The 18,766-nt window shown below is 72.2% G+C and carries 15 protein-coding genes and 1 pseudogene; 5 read left to right on the forward strand and 11 right to left on the reverse strand.

Annotated elements, in window-relative coordinates; genetic code table 11:
• Positions 1–25: 25 nt before the first annotated feature.
• Positions 26–595: a TetR/AcrR family transcriptional regulator gene (locus Vau01_RS04250; RefSeq protein WP_203987390.1), complete on the forward strand. Its 570-nt coding sequence runs from the start codon at positions 26–28 to the stop codon at positions 593–595.
• On the opposite strand, the gene Vau01_RS04255 is transcribed toward Vau01_RS04250, so the two are convergent.
• The 5 genes and pseudogenes from Vau01_RS04255 to Vau01_RS04275 form a co-directional block, all read right to left on the reverse strand.
• On the reverse strand, positions 579–1,058 hold the full coding sequence (locus Vau01_RS04255; protein ID WP_203987392.1) for a GyrI-like domain-containing protein: 480 nt from the start codon (positions 1,056–1,058) through the stop codon (positions 579–581). The genes Vau01_RS04250 and Vau01_RS04255 overlap by 17 nt on opposite strands.
• A 10-nt stretch (positions 1,059–1,068) precedes the next feature.
• Positions 1,069–3,666 carry a discoidin domain-containing protein gene (locus Vau01_RS04260; RefSeq protein ID WP_373320164.1) on the reverse strand — a complete coding sequence of 866 codons (2,598 nt, stop codon included), beginning with the start codon at positions 3,664–3,666 and terminating at the stop codon, positions 1,069–1,071.
• A gap of 270 nt (positions 3,667–3,936) precedes the next feature.
• Positions 3,937–4,806 (reverse strand): annotated as a pseudogene (locus tag Vau01_RS04265) (phosphatase PAP2 family protein); the annotation flags it as partial.
• A 27-nt stretch (positions 4,807–4,833) separates the two neighbouring features.
• The gene (locus Vau01_RS04270; protein ID WP_203987396.1) at positions 4,834–6,057 is read right to left on the reverse strand and encodes an MFS transporter; all 1,224 of its coding nucleotides are present in this window, start codon (positions 6,055–6,057) and stop codon (positions 4,834–4,836) included.
• 3 nt (positions 6,058–6,060) lie between these two features.
• Positions 6,061–6,603, reverse strand: coding sequence for a TetR/AcrR family transcriptional regulator (locus Vau01_RS04275; RefSeq protein ID WP_373320166.1), 543 nt, complete (start codon positions 6,601–6,603; stop codon positions 6,061–6,063).
• A gap of 82 nt (positions 6,604–6,685) precedes the next feature.
• On the opposite strand from Vau01_RS04275, the gene Vau01_RS04280 reads away from it, so the two are divergent.
• From Vau01_RS04280 to Vau01_RS04295, 4 genes are all read left to right on the forward strand, one after another.
• Positions 6,686–7,069, forward strand: a complete 384-nt coding sequence (locus tag Vau01_RS04280) for a DUF3291 domain-containing protein (RefSeq protein ID WP_203987398.1) — start codon at positions 6,686–6,688, stop codon at positions 7,067–7,069.
• 122 nt (positions 7,070–7,191) lie between these two features.
• Positions 7,192–10,347, forward strand: a complete 3,156-nt coding sequence (locus tag Vau01_RS04285) for an AfsR/SARP family transcriptional regulator (protein WP_203987399.1) — start codon at positions 7,192–7,194, stop codon at positions 10,345–10,347.
• Between the two features lie 102 nt (positions 10,348–10,449).
• A complete protein-coding gene (locus Vau01_RS04290; protein ID WP_203987401.1) occupies positions 10,450–11,448 on the forward strand; it encodes a maleylpyruvate isomerase family mycothiol-dependent enzyme in 999 nt (332 codons plus the stop codon).
• The gene (locus Vau01_RS04295) at positions 11,441–12,004 is read left to right on the forward strand and encodes an RNA polymerase sigma factor (protein WP_203987403.1); all 564 of its coding nucleotides are present in this window, start codon (positions 11,441–11,443) and stop codon (positions 12,002–12,004) included. Before Vau01_RS04290 ends, Vau01_RS04295 begins: the two co-directional genes overlap by 8 nt.
• A gap of 1 nt (position 12,005) precedes the next feature.
• On the opposite strand, the gene Vau01_RS04300 is transcribed toward Vau01_RS04295, so the two are convergent.
• From Vau01_RS04300 to Vau01_RS04325, 6 genes are all read right to left on the reverse strand, one after another.
• Positions 12,006–12,233, reverse strand: a complete 228-nt coding sequence (locus tag Vau01_RS04300) for a hypothetical protein (RefSeq protein WP_203987405.1) — start codon at positions 12,231–12,233, stop codon at positions 12,006–12,008.
• Positions 12,234–12,389: 156 nt separating this feature from the next.
• Entirely contained in the window at positions 12,390–13,985 is a 1,596-nt protein-coding gene (locus Vau01_RS04305) for a mucoidy inhibitor MuiA family protein (protein WP_203987406.1), read from the reverse strand.
• A gap of 179 nt (positions 13,986–14,164) precedes the next feature.
• Positions 14,165–15,898: a methyl-accepting chemotaxis protein gene (locus Vau01_RS04310; RefSeq protein WP_203987409.1), complete on the reverse strand. Its 1,734-nt coding sequence runs from the start codon at positions 15,896–15,898 to the stop codon at positions 14,165–14,167.
• Positions 15,899–15,932: 34 nt separating this feature from the next.
• Positions 15,933–18,110 (reverse strand): chemotaxis protein CheA, encoded by a 2,178-nt coding sequence (locus Vau01_RS04315; protein WP_203987411.1) that lies wholly within the window; start codon positions 18,108–18,110, stop codon positions 15,933–15,935.
• On the reverse strand, positions 18,110–18,385 hold the full coding sequence (locus Vau01_RS04320; RefSeq protein ID WP_203987413.1) for an STAS domain-containing protein: 276 nt from the start codon (positions 18,383–18,385) through the stop codon (positions 18,110–18,112). Before Vau01_RS04320 ends, Vau01_RS04315 begins: the two co-directional genes overlap by 1 nt.
• A complete protein-coding gene (locus Vau01_RS04325) occupies positions 18,382–18,750 on the reverse strand; it encodes a response regulator (protein ID WP_203987415.1) in 369 nt (122 codons plus the stop codon). The genes Vau01_RS04320 and Vau01_RS04325 overlap by 4 nt, the downstream gene beginning before the upstream one ends.
• Between the last annotated feature and the right edge of the window lie 16 nt (positions 18,751–18,766).

Genomic DNA, 18,766 nt, shown 5'->3' on the forward strand with positions numbered 1-18,766 from the left:
TACCACCACTTCGGGAGGGGCGGAAATGACGCAGGTGATCCAGCCGCCGCGGCTACGGCTCGTCGGCGCGCTGGCCTCGGCGGCGGCCGAGAAGGGATACGCCGCGACGACGATCGCCGACATCGTCCGCCACGCCCGCGTGTCGAAGCGGACGTTCTACGAGCACTTCGCCGACAAGGAGGCCTGCCTCCTCGCCGGCTACGAGCACATCTCCGGTCGGCTGATGGACGTGCTGCGGGAAGTTTCGGTCCCGTCCGACCGGCCATGGCAGGAACAGGTCCGGCACGTCACGGCGGCGTACCTGGGCGCGCTGGAGGAGCTGCCGGCGGTCAACCGGTCGTTGCTGATCGAGGTGCAGGCGGCGGGCGCCGAGGCGTACCGGTTGCGGGCCGGCACCCAGCAGCGCTTCGCCAGCCTGCTGTGCGAACTGGTCGCCGCGAGCGGACGGTCGCTCTCGCCGGTGCTGGCGCTCGCGATCGTCGGCGGCATCAACGAATTGACGCTGCACGCGGCCGAGGCCCGGCCGTTCACCGAACTGCTCGACCCGGTGACCGACCTGGTGGTGGCCGTGGTGTCGATCAGTCCGCCAGCTTGAACGCGAGTTCGACCTCCCACTTGTTCATGTCGGGCTCGACGGCCGGGTCGGTGCGGTAGAACTCCAGCCGCGCCGCCCAGTGGTCGCCGTCCTGGTCGAACGATTCGCCGTGTTCCTCGGCCCAGTCGAGAAGCCGTTGGGTGACGGCGACGAGCTCCTGCGGATGGCCGACGTGCGTGGTGACGACGTAGCGGCCGGCGGGGAGCACGCCGGCCGTCACGTCTTCGTCGGAGGCCGGGATCGCCGAGTTGGGCGGTACCGGAACACCCGCTTCGACCTCCAGCTGCCCGTCCATGTCGACGACGTGGTAGCGGAAGAACGGCGCGTCGACCCACTCCACGCCGCGCTCCGCGAGCCAGCCGAAGATGTCCGGAAACCGGTCGGCGATCTCGTGGAACGTGGTCATGGTGATGTGCCGGGTGATTCCTCGGTACGGCTGCGCAGCCCGTTCGACGATCCTCATGTTTCGGAGCCTAGGGGTAACCGGTCAGGTAGACGATCTGCGTGGTGGAGTTCGCGGGTCCGCCGACGTTGTTGATGACGCGGTTGATGGTCCCCACCCCGCCCAGCGACACGATCACCATGTTGGTGAACCGCACCCCGGCCCGGTTGGGCACCTCGAACGCCCGCTCACCCACCACGCTCGGGTCACCGAAGAACACGCAGTAACTGCCCAACCCGTAGGCCTCGTGCGTGGTCACCGAATCGGCGACCTTGTAGGCGGCGTAGCCACGCGTCGACCCGTTCATCCAGGCGCCCTGGTTGGGCGGGTCGTACGGCATCTCGTTCTGGTAGAAGTACGTCCGGCCGCCGTTGCCGTTCCAGACCGTCTGGTACTTCTGGTAGTGCTCGACGAAGAGGCCGTACATGGTGACGTTGTCGCCGTTGACGGTCAGGCCGGTGTCAGCGGTGTTCACGGTCCACCCGACGCCGTCGCCGTGGTCGGCCCGCCACAACCACATGTGGTCGCCGATCACGTAGTCGCTGTTGACCGTCAGCGTGTTCGTGGCCTTCGCGACGCCCGCCCCACCGATGCGGAAGAAGACGTCGTGCAGCGAGATCGGGTTGGCCGCGTTGTTCGCGCTCGACCCGGCCGGGCCGACCTCCATGAGCACCGGCGAGTTCACCGGCCCGGCGTCGAACATGATGCCGGCCACCTTCACGCCGGCCACGTCGGCGACGGTCATCGCGACGATCCCGTTCTCCGGAAGGAAGGTCGCGAGGCCCAGGCCGAGCACCACGGTGTCCGGACGCGTGACCCGGATCGTCTCGTTGATGCGGTGCGTTCCGGGCGTCACCAGAAGGTTCTTCCCGGCGGCGAGCGCCGTGTTGATCTGCGCGGCGGTGGCGCCCGGCCGCACGACGAAGAAGTCGCTCAACGAGATCGAGGACCCGGCCGGGGTCTTCCCGAACCAGGTGGTCCCGGTCGAGTTGGCTCTCAGCGCCGGCACGAACACCCGGTACTCACCGCTGCCCGTGACGTACAGGAACGGCTTCTCGCGGACCGTCGGCGTGGTCGCGATGACCGTGTGGGACGGGTTCGGGAAGTGATTCGGCGGGGCACCGGCCACGCCCTGGAACACCATGTTCCACACCGATCCGGCCCAGCTGCCGAACTCGCTGTTGCGGGAGTACCACTGCTGCTGCGACCCGGAGACGACCTGGCCGTCGATCTTCGTGTCGGCCATGAAGCCGCCGCTCGACCAGCCGTCGCCGCCGTTCCACAACTGGATCTGGTTGCCGCCGCCGCGCAGGTGCATCCGCCGGTACGGCGCCGCCTGCGACACCGCCCACCGCTCCACCTGCACGCCCGCCGGCAGCGTCACCGACAGGTTCTCGGCCGACCGCCAGAAGTTCTGGGTGGCGTTGCCGCCCATCCAGAACGCCTCGGCCCGCACGTGCCCGTTGAGGTTCACGTCGTCGGGCGACATGCCGAGGCCGGCGACCTGCGTGAAGAACCCGAGGTTGACGTCGGCGGTGTAGGTGCCGGGCTTGAACAGCACGGCGTACCGCTGCGGGCCGAACTGGTTGGTCTCCTGCTGGGTGAAGAGCGTGTTGAGCCGGTTCTGGATGGTCGCGGTGGACGTCGACGGGTCGAAGACGTTGACGTTCGGCCCGAAGTTCGGGTTGAACGGGTCCGTCGGTTCCACGGGACCCGGGTCGGTGCCGCCGCCGGTGGTGTTCACGCCGAACTCCCACAGCGAGTAGCCGTACGCGGTGGCCCGGGCGGTGCCGTTGACCCTGACGTACCGGCCGGTGCCGGTGACGGTGAGCGTCTGCGTGCCGCCGGTGCCGGTGGTGGTCGAGTGGACGGTGGTCCAGGTGGTTCCGTTGCCGGACAGCTGGACCTGGAACGCCGTCGCGTACGCCGCCTCCCACTGCAGGATCACGCGGCACACGGTCTGCGAACTGCCGAGGTCGACCTGGATCCACTGCGGATCGCTGAACGCGCTCGACCACCGCGTGCCGGCGTTGCCGTCGACCGCGGCGCTTGCGCCCGTCGCGGCATTCTCGGCGCTCGACGCCGTGGCCGTGCGGTTGAGCGCGGCGTTGGTGGTGCCGCACGTCGTGCCGCCGCCGACGGTGCCGAACACCTGGAACTCGAACAGCGAGTAGCCGTAGGCGGTCGCCCGGACGGTGCCGGTGAGTCGTACGTAGCGGCCGGACCCGGTGACGGCGAGCGTCTGGGTGCCGCCGGTGCCGGTGGTCGTCGAGTAGACGGTGGTCCAGGCGCTCGCGTCGGCCGAGACCTGGAGCTGGAAGGACTGCGCGTACGCGGCCTCCCACTGCAGGGTCACCTGGGTGATCGTCGCGGTGGCACCGAGGTCCACCTGGATCCACTGCGGATCGCTGAACGCGCTGGACCACCGGGTGCCGGTGTTCCCGTCGACGGCGGCGGCCGCCGCGCCCATGGCGGCGCTCTCCGCGCTCGACGCGGTGGCCGGCCGGCCCTGTGAGATCAGCGGATCGGCCGCCCGGGCGGGGGCGGCGAAGAGAAGCGGGACGAGCGTGAGCAGCACAACGAGGAATGCGGGTCGCATCCGTTGCGGGGCAAGGTATTCAGCTGTCATGGTCCTACCTGTCGGAGGAGCCGGGCGGGGGGTGTGAGAGCGCTCTCCGAAGACCTGAGTGTGTGCCGTATTTCGTCACCCGTCAATACGATCCCGGCCTGGAGGCCTACCCGGGGGCCGCGGGTTGCGGATCGTCGGGTCGTCGGCGTGGCCGATGCGGACGGTCGGGGCCTCGGCGGCGGGGTCGCGGAGGGGGACGGTCGGCGGCTCTTCCGGCTCGGGCTCCAGCGGGGGTGCGGTGCCCCGCCAGCGCAGCCCCGCGGCGATGCGTTGGGGGACGACGCGGTGGACGGTCAGCAGCACCAACCCGATGACCAGGCCGGCCGTTCCGCTGATGCCGGCCGCGCCACCCGCGTAGGCGGCGAACAGCCGGCGCTGGCCCAGCTCCTCCGGGTCGATGTCGCGGACCTGCTCGGTCAGCTCCATGGCCACCGCCGCGACGAGCAGCAGCATCGTGCCGACCATGATGAGCAGGAGCGCCGCGGTCGGGTGGGCCTCGCGGCGGTCGGCCCGGTCGTCGCGGCGCTGGACCAGCAGCAGCAGGACGCACACCGCGGCCGCCCAGCCGCCCACCACCAGCAGTGCGGCCATCGCGTCGCTCGGGCGGTGCCAGCCGGCCGACATCGTGGCCACCCCGGCCAGCGCCGCGTAAGCGGCCGCGATGACCGCGCCGACCCCCCGTACCCGGGGCGGCAGCACCAGGATCAGCGCGATCGCCACCGACGCCGCCACCGTCGTGTGGCCGCTGGGCAGGCTGTTTCCGGCGGCCGCCCGCTCGATGTCGACACCGAGGTACGGGCGGGTGATCGCGTGCTTGGCCACCTGCGTGGTGACGTTCGCACCGGCGATCAGGAGCAGCACCGCGAGCGCCAGCCCGCGCCGCCGGCGGGCCAGCGCGATGAACGCGATCGCCGCCGCCGCGAACGCGAGCGAGACCACCGACATCGCGTCGAGGACGGTGTTGACCAGCTCGTCGATCCGCGCCTGCCCGATCGAGGTGCCGGTGAGCGCGATCGTGTCGATCTTCTGGCCGTGCTCGGTACGCACGAAGAACCGCACCAGCGTCAGGAACGCCGCCACGCAGGCCGCGCCGAGCGCCAGCAACGCGCCCACGACCAGCACCGTTCCTTTGTCACGCATGTAACGAAGGTAGGCGACGACCGCTCGTCAGGAGACCCGCTCGAGCGTCTCCACCCGGGGCGCCCGGCGGACGTGCGTCGTCGTCGTGCCGGCCAACGCCATCGCCACCCCGACGGCGGCGAGCCCGACGAACGTCGGCACCGCACCGAACCGCTCGACCGAGAAGCCGCCGACGAGCGCACCGATCGGGATCGTGCCCCAGGCGATCAGCCGGATGACGCTCGTGGCCCGGCCCTGCAACCGGTCCGGCGTGAGCGCGTACCGGTAGGCGGCCAGGACCACGTTGAACACTGGCCCGATCGCGGTACCCACCAGCGCCACCGCGCCGAGCGCCACGAGGTTCGGCGCCATCGCGAACAGGGTCAGCTGCACGGCCGTGATCCACAGCCAGGCGAGCATGACCGCGTTCGGCCGGATCCGGCGCTGGATCACCGGCGCGGCCAGCGCTCCGACCAGCGCGCCGACGCCGAACATGGCGAGCAGCAGCCCGATCGCGGCCGGCGACGCGCCGAGGTTGCGCGCCCGCACGATGATGATCAGGATCAGCGCGTTGTAGATCAGGTTGCCGACGGCGACGAACGCGACGAGCGTCCGGATCAGGTGCTGCCCCCACAGCCAGCGCACGCCCTCGCCGATCTCGGCCACCAGGTGCCGCCGCTCCACCTGGCGCGGCTCCTCCAGCGACGACCGGACCGGCAGCATCGCGACGAACGCGACCAGGTACGACACCGCGTCGACGAGGAACGGCACCACGTGCCCGAGCCCGAACAGGAACCCGCCGAGCGGCTGCCCGGCGAGGTCGGCGCCCTGGTCCCGGGCCTGGTTCTGGGCCACGGCCGTCGGCAACTGGGCCCGCGGCACCACGTGCGGCAGCGCGGCGCCCTCGGCGAGCAGGAAGAAGACGTACAGCGTCCCCTCGACGAACGCGACCACCAGCAGGTGCGCGACGGTGATCCGGTCGAGGAGCAACGCCGCCGCCACCGTTCCCAGCGCGATCGCCCGGCCGAGGTCGGCCGTCAGCATGATCCGCTTCCGCGGCCACCGGTCGACCAGCGCGCCCGCCGGCAGGAACCAGACGATGTACGGCAGCGCCTGGGCGAACCCGACCAGGCCGGCCTGTGCCGGCGACCCGGTGAGGGTGAGCACGAGCAGCGGATAGGCGAGGCTGCTGATGCGCGTACCCAGGGTGGAGATGACCTGCCCGCTCCAGAGCAGCATGAAGTCGCGGTTGCGCCACAGTGACCCGGGCAAGAGCTACTCCGCCCGCAGGTGACCGGTGACGGCGCGGGCCAGCGACGCGACGTCCTCGCCCGGACCGGGCCGGACGTTGCCCTCCAGCAGCAGGCTGGCCAGGCCGTGTACGAGAGACCAGGCGGCGATCGGGGCGGCCTCGTCGACGGGACTCATCCGGGCGGCGACGCTGCCGCTCAGCTGCCGGCCGGCGTCGTCGCGGGCGGCGGTCAGGTCAGGGTCGTCGACGTGCAGCAGGTCGGGGGCCCGCATCACGGCGAAGTGCGCCGGACGCTCGGTGGCGAACACGACGTAGGCCACCCCCTGCTCCTGGAAGTCGCCCGCCTCGGCCAGCGCGGACGCCAGGATCCGGTAGCCCTCGGTGGCGATCGCGGTGAGCAGCCCCGCCTTGTTGCCGAAGTGGTGGGCCGGCGCGGCGTGCGAGACGCCCGCCTGGCGGGCCACCCCGCGCAGGCTGAGCGCGGCCGGCCCGTGCTCGGCGACCTGCGCCAACGCCGCGTCGAGCAGGGCGCGGCGAAGGTCGCCGTGATGGTACGGGCGGGTCACGACGATCAGCCTACCGAATCTAGACATTGACAAGATAGGCCGTCGCGAGGCAATGTTGTCACTGTCAAGATGGAGGAGACCGATGCCGACGCTGCCCTGGACGAAAGTCGACCCGCCCGGAGACTCCGACGCCGTGGTCATGGCGTCCCGTTTCACGCTGAGCACCTGGCGGCACGTGCTGCCGTTCTTCCTCGACGCGATGCGGATCCACCGTCAGGTGCGCCGCGCCGACGGCGCGTACGGCGTCTCGCTGGAGGCCCATCCGTTGAAGCGCGAGTTCCTCACGCTCAGCTCCTGGCGCGACGACGCGGCGGTGAAGGCCCTGGTGCGGGCCGAGCCGCACCGGTCGGTGATGCGCAAATACCGCGCGGCGACCAGGGAGGCGACGTTCCGCTTCTGGACCGCGCCGGCCGCCGAGCCGCCGACCTGGTCGGAGGCCAAGCGGCGGCTGGCCGGACCCGAATAGTCGGATTTTTGACCGGCGCGGTCGGGGCGGCAACCGGGAACGTGAACGCCGTACCGTGTTGAGGATCGTTCCGTCTGTCTATGTCGGGGAAAGGTCCCGTGCGATTCCGGTTGCTCGGCCCCATGCGGATCCGTGAGGGCACCACGTGGGTGTCGATCTCCGCCGCCCAGCAGCGGTTGGTGCTGGCCGTGCTGCTCGCCGAGGCCGGTGCCGTGGTCAGCACCGAGCGGCTCGGCACCGAGCTCTGGGGCGACGCCGCGCCGAAGGAGGCGCAGAGCACGCTGCGCGGCTACATCATGCGGCTGCGCCGGGCGCTCGGCGGCACCAACGCCAGCCGGCTGATCACCCGCGGCCAGGGCTACGAACTGGTGGTCGCCGACGACGATCTCGACGCCGTGGTGTTCGAACGGTCCGTCGTGGCCGGGCACCGCGCGCTGGCGGAGGGCTCACCGTCGGTCGCGCTCGATCATCTGGACGCGGGGCTGGCGCTCTGGCGCGGCGCGGCGCTCGCCGACGTGCCGGCAAGCCCCACGGTGACGCTGTGGGCGTCGCGCCTCACGCAGAGCCGGATCTCCGCGATCGAGGAGCGGGCGGCCGCCCTGCTCGCGCTCGACCGCCCCGGTGAGGTGGCCGACGAACTGGGTCGCCTCGTGCTCGAACACCCGCTCCGCGAGCGCCTGTGGGAGCTGCTCATGCTGGCCCTGCGGGCCGGTGGCCGGCGGGCCGACGCGCTCGCCGCGTACCAGCAGGCCCGGCGTGCGCTCGTCGACGAGCTGGGGCTGGAGCCCGGCGCCGCATTGCGCGACCTGCAGCGGCGGATCCTCGCCGAACAGACGACCGGGCCGGCCACCGGGCCGGTCACGCCGCCGGTGGCGCGGAAGGTCGTACCGGCGCAACTGCCGGCCGCCGTGGCCGGCTTCACCGGCCGCGACCTGCCCCTCAAGCAGCTCAACGCGCTCCTGCCCGACGGATCGGACAAGACGCCGGTGCTGGTCCTCTCGACGATCACCGGCACGGCGGGCATCGGCAAGACCGCGTTGGCGGTGCACTGGGCCCATCAGGTCCGCGACCGGTTCCCGGACGGGCAGCTGTACGTCAACCTGCACGGGTACGAATCGGGTGCTCCGCTGCGTCCCATTGATGTTCTGTCGTCGTTCCTGCCCGCGCTCGGCGTGGCGCCCGACGCCGTGCCGCCGACGCTGGAGGCGGCCTCGGCGCTCTACCGGACCCTGCTCGCCGACCGCCGGATGCTGGTGGTGCTCGACAACGCACGGCACCCCGACCAGGTGCGGCCGCTGCTGCCCGGCGGCGCCGGCTGCTTCGTGCTGATCACCAGCCGCGACTCGATGGGAAGCCTGGTCGCCCGCGACGGCGCCACCCGGCTCGCCCTCGACGTGCTCACCCCCGGCGAGGCGCGGGACCTGCTCGAAGCGCTGCTCGGCCGCGACCGGATCGGCGCCGAACCGGCCGCGGCGGCGCGGCTGGCCGAGGTGTGCGGCCACCTGCCCCTCGCGTTGCGGATCGCGGCGGCGAACATGGAGCGGGCCGGTTCGATCGGCGCCTACGTCGCCCAGTTGGCGGCCGGCGACCCGCTGTCGGCACTGGAACCCGACGGTGATCCGGAGGCGGGCGTGCGGGCCGCGTTCGAGCACTCGTACGCGTTGCTGCCGCCGGCACCGCAGGCCGCGTTCCGGCTGTTCGGGCTGGTGCCCGGGCCCGACGTGAGCGCGCCGGCGATGGCCGCCATGGCGCGGGTGCCGGTGGCCGACGCCGCACGGTCGCTGGCCCGGCTCGCGGCGGCCGGGCTCCTCGACGCGGCACCCGGCGGACGCTACGGGGCACACGACCTGATGCGCCGGTTCGCCGCTCAACTCGCGACCGACACCGAGGACGGCGCGCTCGACCGGCTGATGGAGCACTACGTGCGCGGCGCCGACGCGGCGGCCGACCTGCTGTACCCGATGATCCTGCGGCTGCCCCCGGACCCGGCCGACGCGGAACCGGCGCCGTTCGCGACGGATCTGGAGGCGTCGGCCTGGCTCGACGCCGAGCGCGGGAACCTCGTGGCCGCCGTGCGGCACGCCGCCGACCACGGTCCCCGGCGGGCGGCGTGGCGGCTCGCCGACTCGCTGCGCGGCTTCCTGTACCTGCGGATGCACGTCGCCGACTGGGAAGTGGTCGGCTGCGCCGCGTTGCGGGCCGCCGAGGCCGAGGGTGCGCTCGCCGGGCAGGCCGCCGCCCGCCTGAGCCTCGGCCTGCTGTACGTCATGACCGGCCGCTACGACGACGCGGTCGCCGGTTACACCGCCGCCCGGGCGGCCTGCCGCGACGCCGGATGGCCGTCCGGCGAGGCGGCCGCGCTGGGCAACCTCGGCAACGTCCACCTCGAACTCGACCGGCTCGACGAGGCCGCCGAGACGTACGCGGAATCGCTGGAGATGCACCGCCGCACCGGTGTGATCGCCGGCGAGGCCGGGCAGCTCGCGAACCTCGCGCTGGTGCAGGGCGTCCGGGGCGAACTCCGCGCCTCGGCGGAGAACCTGGTCGCCGCGCTCGACCTGCACCGCAGGCTCGGGTCGCGGGTCAGCGAGGGCCGCAACCTGGCCAACCTCGGCGACGCCTACCTCCGGCTGGGCCGGCTGTCCGAAGCGACCGCGGCGGTCACCGAGGCGCTCGCGGTGCACCGCGAACTCGGCGACCGCCGCACGGAGAGCAGCACGATGTGCGTCCTCGCCGCCGTGCACCGCGACGCCGGCCGGCTCACCGAGGCCCTCGACGCGGCGCGCGGTGCGATGGCCCGCACCGGGGCGGCCGGCTGGCGCCCGTACGACCGGGCGGAGGCGGTACTGGCGCTGGCCGGCGTGCAGAAGGCACTCGGCGAGACCGGTGCCGCGTACGCCGGGTACCGGGAGGGGGTGGCGCTCGCCCGCGAGATCGGCAACCGGTACATGGAGACCGTCGGCCTGATCGGGCTGGCCGAGGCGGCGCCCGTCCCGGAGCGCGGCGCGCACGCGCGGGAAGCGTTGACGCTCGCCCGCGACCGCGGCTACCGGATGCTCGCCGGGAACGCGTTGAACGCGCTCGCCGCCGCCGAACAGAACGCGGAAGCGGCGTTCGCCCTCGCCGGCGAGGCGCTCGCGGTGCACGCCGAGACCGGCCACCGGTCGGGCGAGGCGCGGGCCCACGAGCTGGCAGCGCAGACCGCACCGACTCCGGCTGAACGCGCCGAACACCAGGGGAAGGCGGCGGCGTTGACGGCCGCGATCCTCGCACCCTGATCGCGCACCGGTCGCTACCTGCGGCGCTCACGGCGGGCTCACACGCCCGCTCACCAGGGGTGGATAGGTTCGGCGAACCCCCTGGAGAAAGTGATCCAGCCTATGCGCAGCACAGCTGTCCGTCGTCCGCATCCCGAGGAGCTACTCGGGGCGTTCGCGCTCGACGCGTGTTCACCGGCGGAGTCGGCGACGGTGGCCGCACACACCGTCGGCTGCCCGTCGTGCACCTCGGAGCTCGATCGGTTCGCCACGGTGCTGCACGGCATCGGCGTCCTCCATGCCGCCCCGCCGCCGGCCGCGCTGCGCGGCCGGGTGCTCGCCGCGGCCGAGGCCGCCCGGCCGGCGGCGCCGACCGCCACCGGTGCCCTGCTCGACGCGTTCACGATCCAGGTCGCGGCGTTCGGCGGGCTGCTGTCGACGCTCACCGACGAGGAGTGGTACCTGCCCAGCGGCCCGTACCGCACCGTGCACGACCTGGTGTCGCACCTGGCCGACAGCGACGAACTGGTGGCCGCCGACATCGGCGTCGCGCCGGTGGCCGCCACCGGACGGCGGGTGCGGCCCACCCAGATCGCCACCCGGCGCTGGCAGCACCAGACCGACCGGATGATCCGCACGATCGCCGGCGCCGGTCCGCGACTGCTGGAACAGCCGGTGCCGCTGGCCGGCGCGCCCGGTGTGCGGCGGCCGCTGATGCAGGCGATCACGCAGCGGGCGTTCGAGACGTGGATCCACGCCGAGGACCTCCGCGGCACGCTGCGGCTGCCCGCCGAGACGCCGCCGCCGGCGCACATCGACCGCATCGTGCGGTTCGGGCTGGCGCTGCTGCCCGGTGCGATGGACGCCGCCGGGCGCGGCCAACCCGGTTGGGTACGGCTCCAGCTCACCGGCGCGGGCGGCGGCGCTCACGCCGTCTCCCTGAGCTCTGTAACAACAGCGACCACCGACCTGCCCGCGGCCGGGATCGACCTCTCCGCCGCGGGGTTCTGCCGATTGATGGCCGGCCGGGCCTCCCCGGCCGAACTCGGTGTGCGCGTCTGCGGCGACGAACGGATCGCCGCCGATCTCATCACTGTTGCCGCGACCCTGGGGTGTGACTGAGGTGGTTTCCGTCCGCGACGACGCCACGATGCGGGAAGCATTGACCGCCGGGCAGTCGGGCGCGCTCGCCGACGCCTACGACCTGTACGCGGCCGCCGTGTACGGGATCGCCGTGCGGATCACGAACGACCACGGCGCGGCCGAGGACGTCACCCAGGAGGTGTTCGTCGAGCTGTGGCAGCGCCCGGAGCGGTACGACCCCGGGCAGGCCCCGCTGCGCGGCTGGTTGTGCATGATCGCGCGGCGCCGGGCCATCGACTGGCGGCGCCGCCAGGTGACCCGCGACCGCTACACGTTGCTGCTGGCCGGGCAGGCCCTGCCGGCGCCCAACGTGGAGGAGGACGTCGAGGCCAGCACGATGGCGAAACTGGTGCGGGCGGCCGTGCACGACCTGCCGCCGCTGTACCGCGAGGCGATCGCGCTGGCGTATTTCTACGGGCTGACGTACCGCGAGGTGGCGGTGCAACTGGGCATCCCGGAGGGCACGGCCAAGTACCGCCTACGCACCGGGCTGCGCCGGATCGGCGACTCGATGAGCTCGGTGCGCGCCGAGTAGCTCAGGTCTCGTCCCCCGTTGCGGACGCGTCCCGGGCGGATGCCTCCCAGGCGGATGCGGCCCGGGAGGCGTCGGCGGCGCGGACGGCGCGGGTGGCGCGGATCGCGCGGATCAGCGCCGGCGACAGGTTCGCGTCGGGGTTGGCGGAGCGGAGGTGACGCGCGGCCGCTTCCATGTCGGCCTGCGTGCGGATGCCCTTGATCTTGCCCAGCGGGGGTCGGGTCGTCACAGCGTTCTCCAAGCGTCGGCGGACCGGGCTCGGTTTCGCCACTCGCTCCCCGCCGGGCCAAGGGCGACCAGCTGTCGCCCGGCGGATCAACGCAATCCCGTTGCTGGAAACACTCTGCAACCCGAGCGGCAACCGTGCTGTCGGGCGATCGGCTGGTTACTCGCGCCAACCGACCATCTCGACCCCGCGCGTGAGGTCGATCCGCAACCCGAGCAGCACCTCGGCGGCACCTCCGGGCGGCACCTCGAACCGCCACGTGAGCACACCCATCTCGGTGCGGTCGCTCGGCGCCGGGTGCAGGTGCAATTCGCGGACCGCGATGTTCTCGTCGCGCGAGACCGGAAGCTGGTCGAGCACGGTGACGCGGGCCGGCGCCGGCGTGTGGTTCGTGACGAGCACCCGGTACTCCACCTCCCGCCGCCGAGACGACCCCAGCGTCGCCTTGGTGGCCCGCCGGCCGACCAGGGTCCGCTCGACGCGGATCCGGTCGTCGACCCCGAGCGCCAACTCGATCTCCTCGCCGGGTGCCCACATCTCCAGCGCGGCCTTGCCCACGAAAACGCCGCCGGAGAACACCGACGCCGGGCCGGGCAGCAGCGTGTGCGGCGACCGGTTGACGACCGTCGCGCGCAGGTGCGCCTCGGCGGCGCGCACCGGCGCCGTGACGTAGTCGAGGGCGGCGTCGAGGTCGACGACGGCCACCGTCGCGCGGTGGGCGGTGCCGTCGGCGGGCACGGCCACCGGGCGGGTGGTGCGGTAGGTGGACGCCGACACGCCGTGCTCCACCGTCGCCACGGCCTCCTGCACCGGTGGTGGCGGCGCCGCGACGGACCGGGCCCGCGGGGCCGCGCCGGAGGCGGGCGGGGCACCGCCGGGCGCCATCGGCGCCGCCGCCACCGGGTAGGGCATCGGCGGCGGCGCCGGCTGGTACCGGTCGAGGTACCAGGGCTTCAGTTCGGGGACGCTCGCGGTGCCGGACGGGCGCGCCGTCGACAGCAGCAGCTCGCCCTCCGGCCAGTCTTCGCCGGTGCGCTGGGTCACCAGGCCGAACCAGGTCAGCGCCAGCTGCTGCCCGTCGACCCGGACGTCGTACACGGAGGTCCAGCCGGCCCCACCGACCAGATAGGACAGTTCCAGGTGGACGGTGCCGGCCTCGGCCACCTCGACGTCGACGGCCGCCGCCATGCGGTCGGGCAGCGCGGGATGCGCCGGTGCGCTGATCCGCCGTTCGAGGGCGGACAGTTCGTCTGCGATCTCCTCCCGGCGGCGCGCGATCCCGCGCCGTTCCGCGCGCAGCGCGATCGACCGATCGGCCAGCGCCGCCGCCGTCTCCGCGACCCGCGCCGCGTCGGTCTCGCCGCCGGCGAGCGCCCGCGCGAACGAGACGCTCGCCCGCGTGCCCAGCGCCGACAGGAACGCGAGCTGTTCCTGGTGCACCGCGTCGGCGTCGGCAAGCTCCGCGATGTCGGCCGCGAGCGCGCGGCGGCGCTCGGTGAGGTCCGCCACGGCCGGGTCGGTGGGCCGGCTGTGGCTGCGCCGCACCACGTCGACGCCGAGCACGGTGGCGTGCCCCTGCCCACCGACCCGCACCGAGTCGGCGGAGATCTGCAGCGGCAGCGGCTCGATGAAGACCTTCTGCCGCCCCGGTTCCAGGTCGACCGAGCCGCGCCGGGTGATCCGTGCCTGGTCGGGATAGACCGTCACGGAGACGATCGGAGCGTCGACCACGGTGTCCGTCTGCGAAGGATGCACCCGCCGACACTAGCGCCTGTTCGGAGAGGGGGGCCGAGCCGAGGCGAGGCCCAGGCGACGATCCGGCAAGGCGCGGGTTCGTCCCGATACCGGTGTTGTATCGGGGCGGAGCCGCAACGCCGCCGGTCGTCGTCTGGGCCCGCCGCAGGCCGGCCAGCCCTCTCCGAACAGGCGCTGGTTCAGAAGCGCTCGAACTTGGTCTCGTCGAACGCGTTCTGATCGTCGACCTCGACGAACGGGCGGGACATCACCGCGACCTGCCCGGTGCCACCGGAGCGGCCGTCGGTGCTCCGGCCCCGACCCGACGGGCGGGCCGCGCCGGCCGTCGCGGTGGACGCCGGCCGCACCGGCGCCGGACGCCGGACGCCGTCGTCGACCGTGAAGTAGCTCATCACCGACTGCAACTGGCTGGTCTGCGCCGACATCTCCTCGGCCGTCGCCGCCAGCTCCTCGCTGGACGAGGCGGTCTGCTGGGTCACCTTGGCGATCTGGTTCATCGCGGTGTTGATCTGCCGCACGCCCGACGACTGCTCGCCGCTCGCCGCGGCGATCTCCTGCACCAGGTCCGAGGTCCGGGTGATGCCGGGGATGATCTTCTTCAGCAGTTCGCCCGCCCGCTCGGCGGTCCGGACGCTGCCGGCGGCCAGTTCGCTGATCTCCTGCGCGGCGATCTGGCTGCGCTCGGCCAGCTTGCCGACCTCGGTCGCGACCACGGCGAAGCCCTTGCCGTGCTCGCCGGCGCGGGCCGCCTCGATGGTGGCGTTCAGCGCGAGCATGTTCGTCTGGAACGCGATGTCGTCGATGATCCCGATCTTGCTGGTGATCTCCTTCATCGCCTCGACCGTCTCCTGCACGGCGGCGCCGCCCTCGGTCGCCTCGTTCGCGGCGTTGGTGGCGATGCCCTCGGTGGCCGTGGCGTTCTCGCTGTTCTGCGTGATACCGGCGGTCATCTCCTCGATGCTGGCCGAGGTCTCCTCGACGCTCGCGGCCTGCTCGGTGGCGGCCTGCGACAGGCCCTGCGAGGCGCCGCTGATCTGGTCGGAGGCGTTCGAGAGCTGGGCGGCCGACTCGATGACGGTGCTGACGGTGTCGGAGAGGCGGTCGAGCGCACTGTTCAACGCGGTGCCCATCTGACCGACCTCGTCGCGGCTGGTCACCCGCAGGCGCTGGTTCAGGCGGCCCTCGGCGAGACCGGTGAGCACGGAGACCGTCTGCCCCAGCGGGCGGCTCACCGACTGCGTGATCATCTGCACCACGAGCAGCATCAGCAGCAGCGCCGCGCCGATCACGGTGAACAGCACGATCCGGCTCGTCTTGTACGCCGACGCGGACGTGTCGAGGGACTTGACCGCGGACGACTCCTCGTGGGCGACGAGTCCGTCGAGCGCCGTGTCGATGGCGGTGGACAGCGGCGTCACCCGCGCGGCGACCACCTTGTTGAACTCTTCGAGGTTCCGGGCCGTGATGAGCGGGATCAACTGTTCGGTGGCGAGCGCCTTGTATCCGTCCCAGGCCTCGTTGAACGAGTCACGCTCGGCGGCGAGTTCGGCGTCGATCCCGGTCTCCTGGAAGCCCGTCCAGGTCTTGTCCAGGTTCGTGATGGCGTCCTGGAGCTTCTTGGTGGCGGCGCTGGTCTCCTCCGGTGTCGTCGCGATCGCCAGACCCCGCATCTCGAACCGGACCGTCTTGTAGTTGAGCGCCACGCTGTCGAGAACCTGGATCGAGCGCAGGTTCTCGTGGTACAGCGCCTCCAACCGGTCCTGTGTCTGGCCGACCAGGAAGATGCCGTACAGCCCCACCCCGAGGAGCAGGACGGACACCACGGCGGCCAGCCCGCGAAGCTTCCAGGCGATCGGCAGGTTGCGGAACGTCGCGCCGATCCCGCCGCGCGGTGCTTCCATCGTCTCGGCCATTCGAAGACTCCCTTGTGAGCGACAAAGAATCGGATCAGACGCCGGCGCGTGCCGCCACCGGTGTGCGTTCGACGTGCCCGGCCACCAGCGGGCCGACGTCGAGGATGAGCGCGATGCCGCCATCGCCGAGCATGGTGGCGCCGCTGATCCAGCTGAGCCCCGTGAAGAGCGGGCCGAGCGGCTTGATGACGGTCTGGAACTGGCCCAGCAGCGCGTCGACCACGAGGCCGGCCCGCTGGCCGGACTCCTCGACCACCACCACGCTCTGCCGGCGCGGGGGGTCGTCGTCGATGCCGAACAGGGGCCGCAGGCGGATCAGGGGCAGCACCTCGCCCCGCAGGTTGATGCAGTCCCGGTGGGAGGCCTCGTACTCCAGCTCGACGCACTCGGTCACCCGGTCCAACGGCACCACGAACGACGAGGCGCCGACGCCGACCAGGAACCCGTCGATGATGGCGAGCGTGAGGGGTAGCCGGATCCGCAACGTGGTGCCGGTACCGACCGCCGACTCCACCTCCACGCTGCCGCGCAGCGCCTGCACGTTGCGCTTCACGACGTCCATTCCCACGCCGCGGCCGGACAGGTCCGACACCGTGGCCGCGGTGGAGAAGCCCGGCTCGAAGATGAGGTCGAACACCTCGTGGTCGGTCAGCACCGTTCCGGGCTCGACCAGGCCGCGCTCGACGGCCTTCGCCAGGATGCGTTCGCGGTCGAGGCCGCCGCCGTCGTCGGAGACCTCCAGCACGATGGAACCCGCGTCGTGGAACGCGTTGAGGTGCAGGGTGCCGTGCGCGGGCTTGCCCCGCCGCAGGCGCTCGGCCGGCAGCTCGACGCCGTGGTCGAGGCTGTTGCGCACCAGGTGCATCAGCGGGTCGCTGATCCGCTCGACGAGGGCCTTGTCCATCTCGGCGTCGCCGCCGGTGATGACGAGCTTGACCTCCTTGCCGAGGCTGCCGCTGATGTCGCGGACCACCCGCTCGAACCGGCGCAGCGTCGAGCCGATCGGCACCATCCGCAGCGACAGCGCGCTGTGCCGGACCTGCTCGACGAGACGCATGACCTCGCTGCTGGTATCGGTCAGCCCGACGAAGCCGGCGGCCGTCGCCGCGGCCGCCGACGCCGACGCGGCCGCCTGCGCGATCACCAGTTCCCCGACCATGTCGATGAGCTTGTCCAGCCGCCCGGCGTCGACCCGGATGGTCTGCGCGTCCGGCGACCGCGTCTCGCTGCCCTTGGTCTGCTTGCGTACCGCGGCGTCGACCACCGGCCGGGGGACGATGCCCTCGTCGACGAGGATGTCGCCGACGAGGCTGAGCGAGGCGTTGGCGCCGCCCGGCCGGCCGCGCTGGATCTGCAACGCCCGGTCGAGTTCCTGCTGGGTGACCGCACCGCTGCGCATCAGGATGTCGCCGAGGCGGTCGGACGGCGGCATGGCCCGGATGCGGGCGATGAACCGGTCGACGTCCGCGTCGGCCGGGGTGATCGCGATCTCGCTGTCGTCGCGGACGAACTCGAACACCGCCTCGATCTCGGCCTTGCCCGCGGTGGTCGACAGGTCGACCTCGAACGCGAGGTAGCACGTCTCCGGGTCCATCGCCGCGGCGTCGGGCAGCGCGTCGGAGAGCGTGGTGACGCGCTCGACCGTGCCGAGGTTGCCGAGGTACCGCACGAACGACAGCGGGTCCATGCCGTTGCGCAGGCAGTCGGGTCCGAAACGCAGGCTGAGCCGCCAGGTGGCGACCTCCCCGTGTGGTTCCGCGGCTTCCGCGCCATCGGGCGCGGCCGGTTCTTCGGGACGCGCGTGAGCGCCGCCGAGGAACGGCTCGAGCGCGGTGAGCAGCCCGGTGGCCTGCGCCTCCTCGCCCGGATCGGGTTCCAGGCGGCCCGCGGCGATCGCCTCCACCTGCCCGGCGAGGTGGTCGGCGCACGGCAGCAGCGCGCTCACCAGGCCCGGGGTGACGTCCAACTGGCCGGCCCGCACCGAGTCGAGCACCGTCTCCACGACGTGGGTGAAGCGCACCAGGTGGTCGAGCGCGAACAGGCCCGAGGATCCCTTCAACGTGTGGGCGCCGCGGAAGATCGCGTTGATCGTCTCCGCGTTGGTCGGGTCGTTCTCCAGGTCGAGCAGGCCGTCCTCGATCTGCTGGAGCAGTTCCCGCGCCTCGGTGATGAAGATGTCGAAGGCGCCCTGCACGTCGTCGTCGCTGAACATCAGGCGGCGCACACCTCTTCCATGAGTCCGGTGAGCTCGAGCATCGACCGCAACTGTTCGCCCGGGGACTGGAAGACCAGGGGCACGCCGAGCCGCTCGGCCTCGCGCTTGGCGAGCAGGAGCACCTGCAGCCCCGAGGTGTCGACCTCGGTGACGCCGGAGAGGTCCACCTCCACGGCGGTGTCGCCGGTCAGCAGCGCCTGCAGCCGCTGGTTCTGCTCGACCGCGGAGATGATCGTCAGCTCACCGTCCACTGTGGACTGCAATGTCTTCACGGCAGGATCAGCTTCTCGACGGCGGCGAGCATCTGCGGCGGCTGGAACGGCTTGGTCACCCAGGCCTTCGCGCCGGCCGCCTGCGCCTGCTTCTTCTTGTCCTCCTGCGACTCCGTGGTGAGCATGATGATCGGAGTGAACTTGTACGCCGGCAGCTTCTTCACCTCGGAGACGAACGTGATGCCGTCCATGTTGGGCATGTTCACGTCGGAGATGATGAGGTGCACCCGCTGGCCGGTGAGCTTCGTCAGGGCGTCCTTGCCGTCGACGCCCTGTATCACGTCGTATCCGGCGCCCTTCAACGCGATGCTCACGACCTGACGCACCGATGCCGAGTCGTCGACGATCAGGATGGTCTTCGCCATGTCCCCTCCTCTGCTC

Source organism: Virgisporangium aurantiacum, assembly GCF_016863635.1.
In the GTDB taxonomy this organism is placed as follows: Bacteria; Actinomycetota; Actinomycetes; order Mycobacteriales; family Micromonosporaceae; genus Virgisporangium; species Virgisporangium aurantiacum.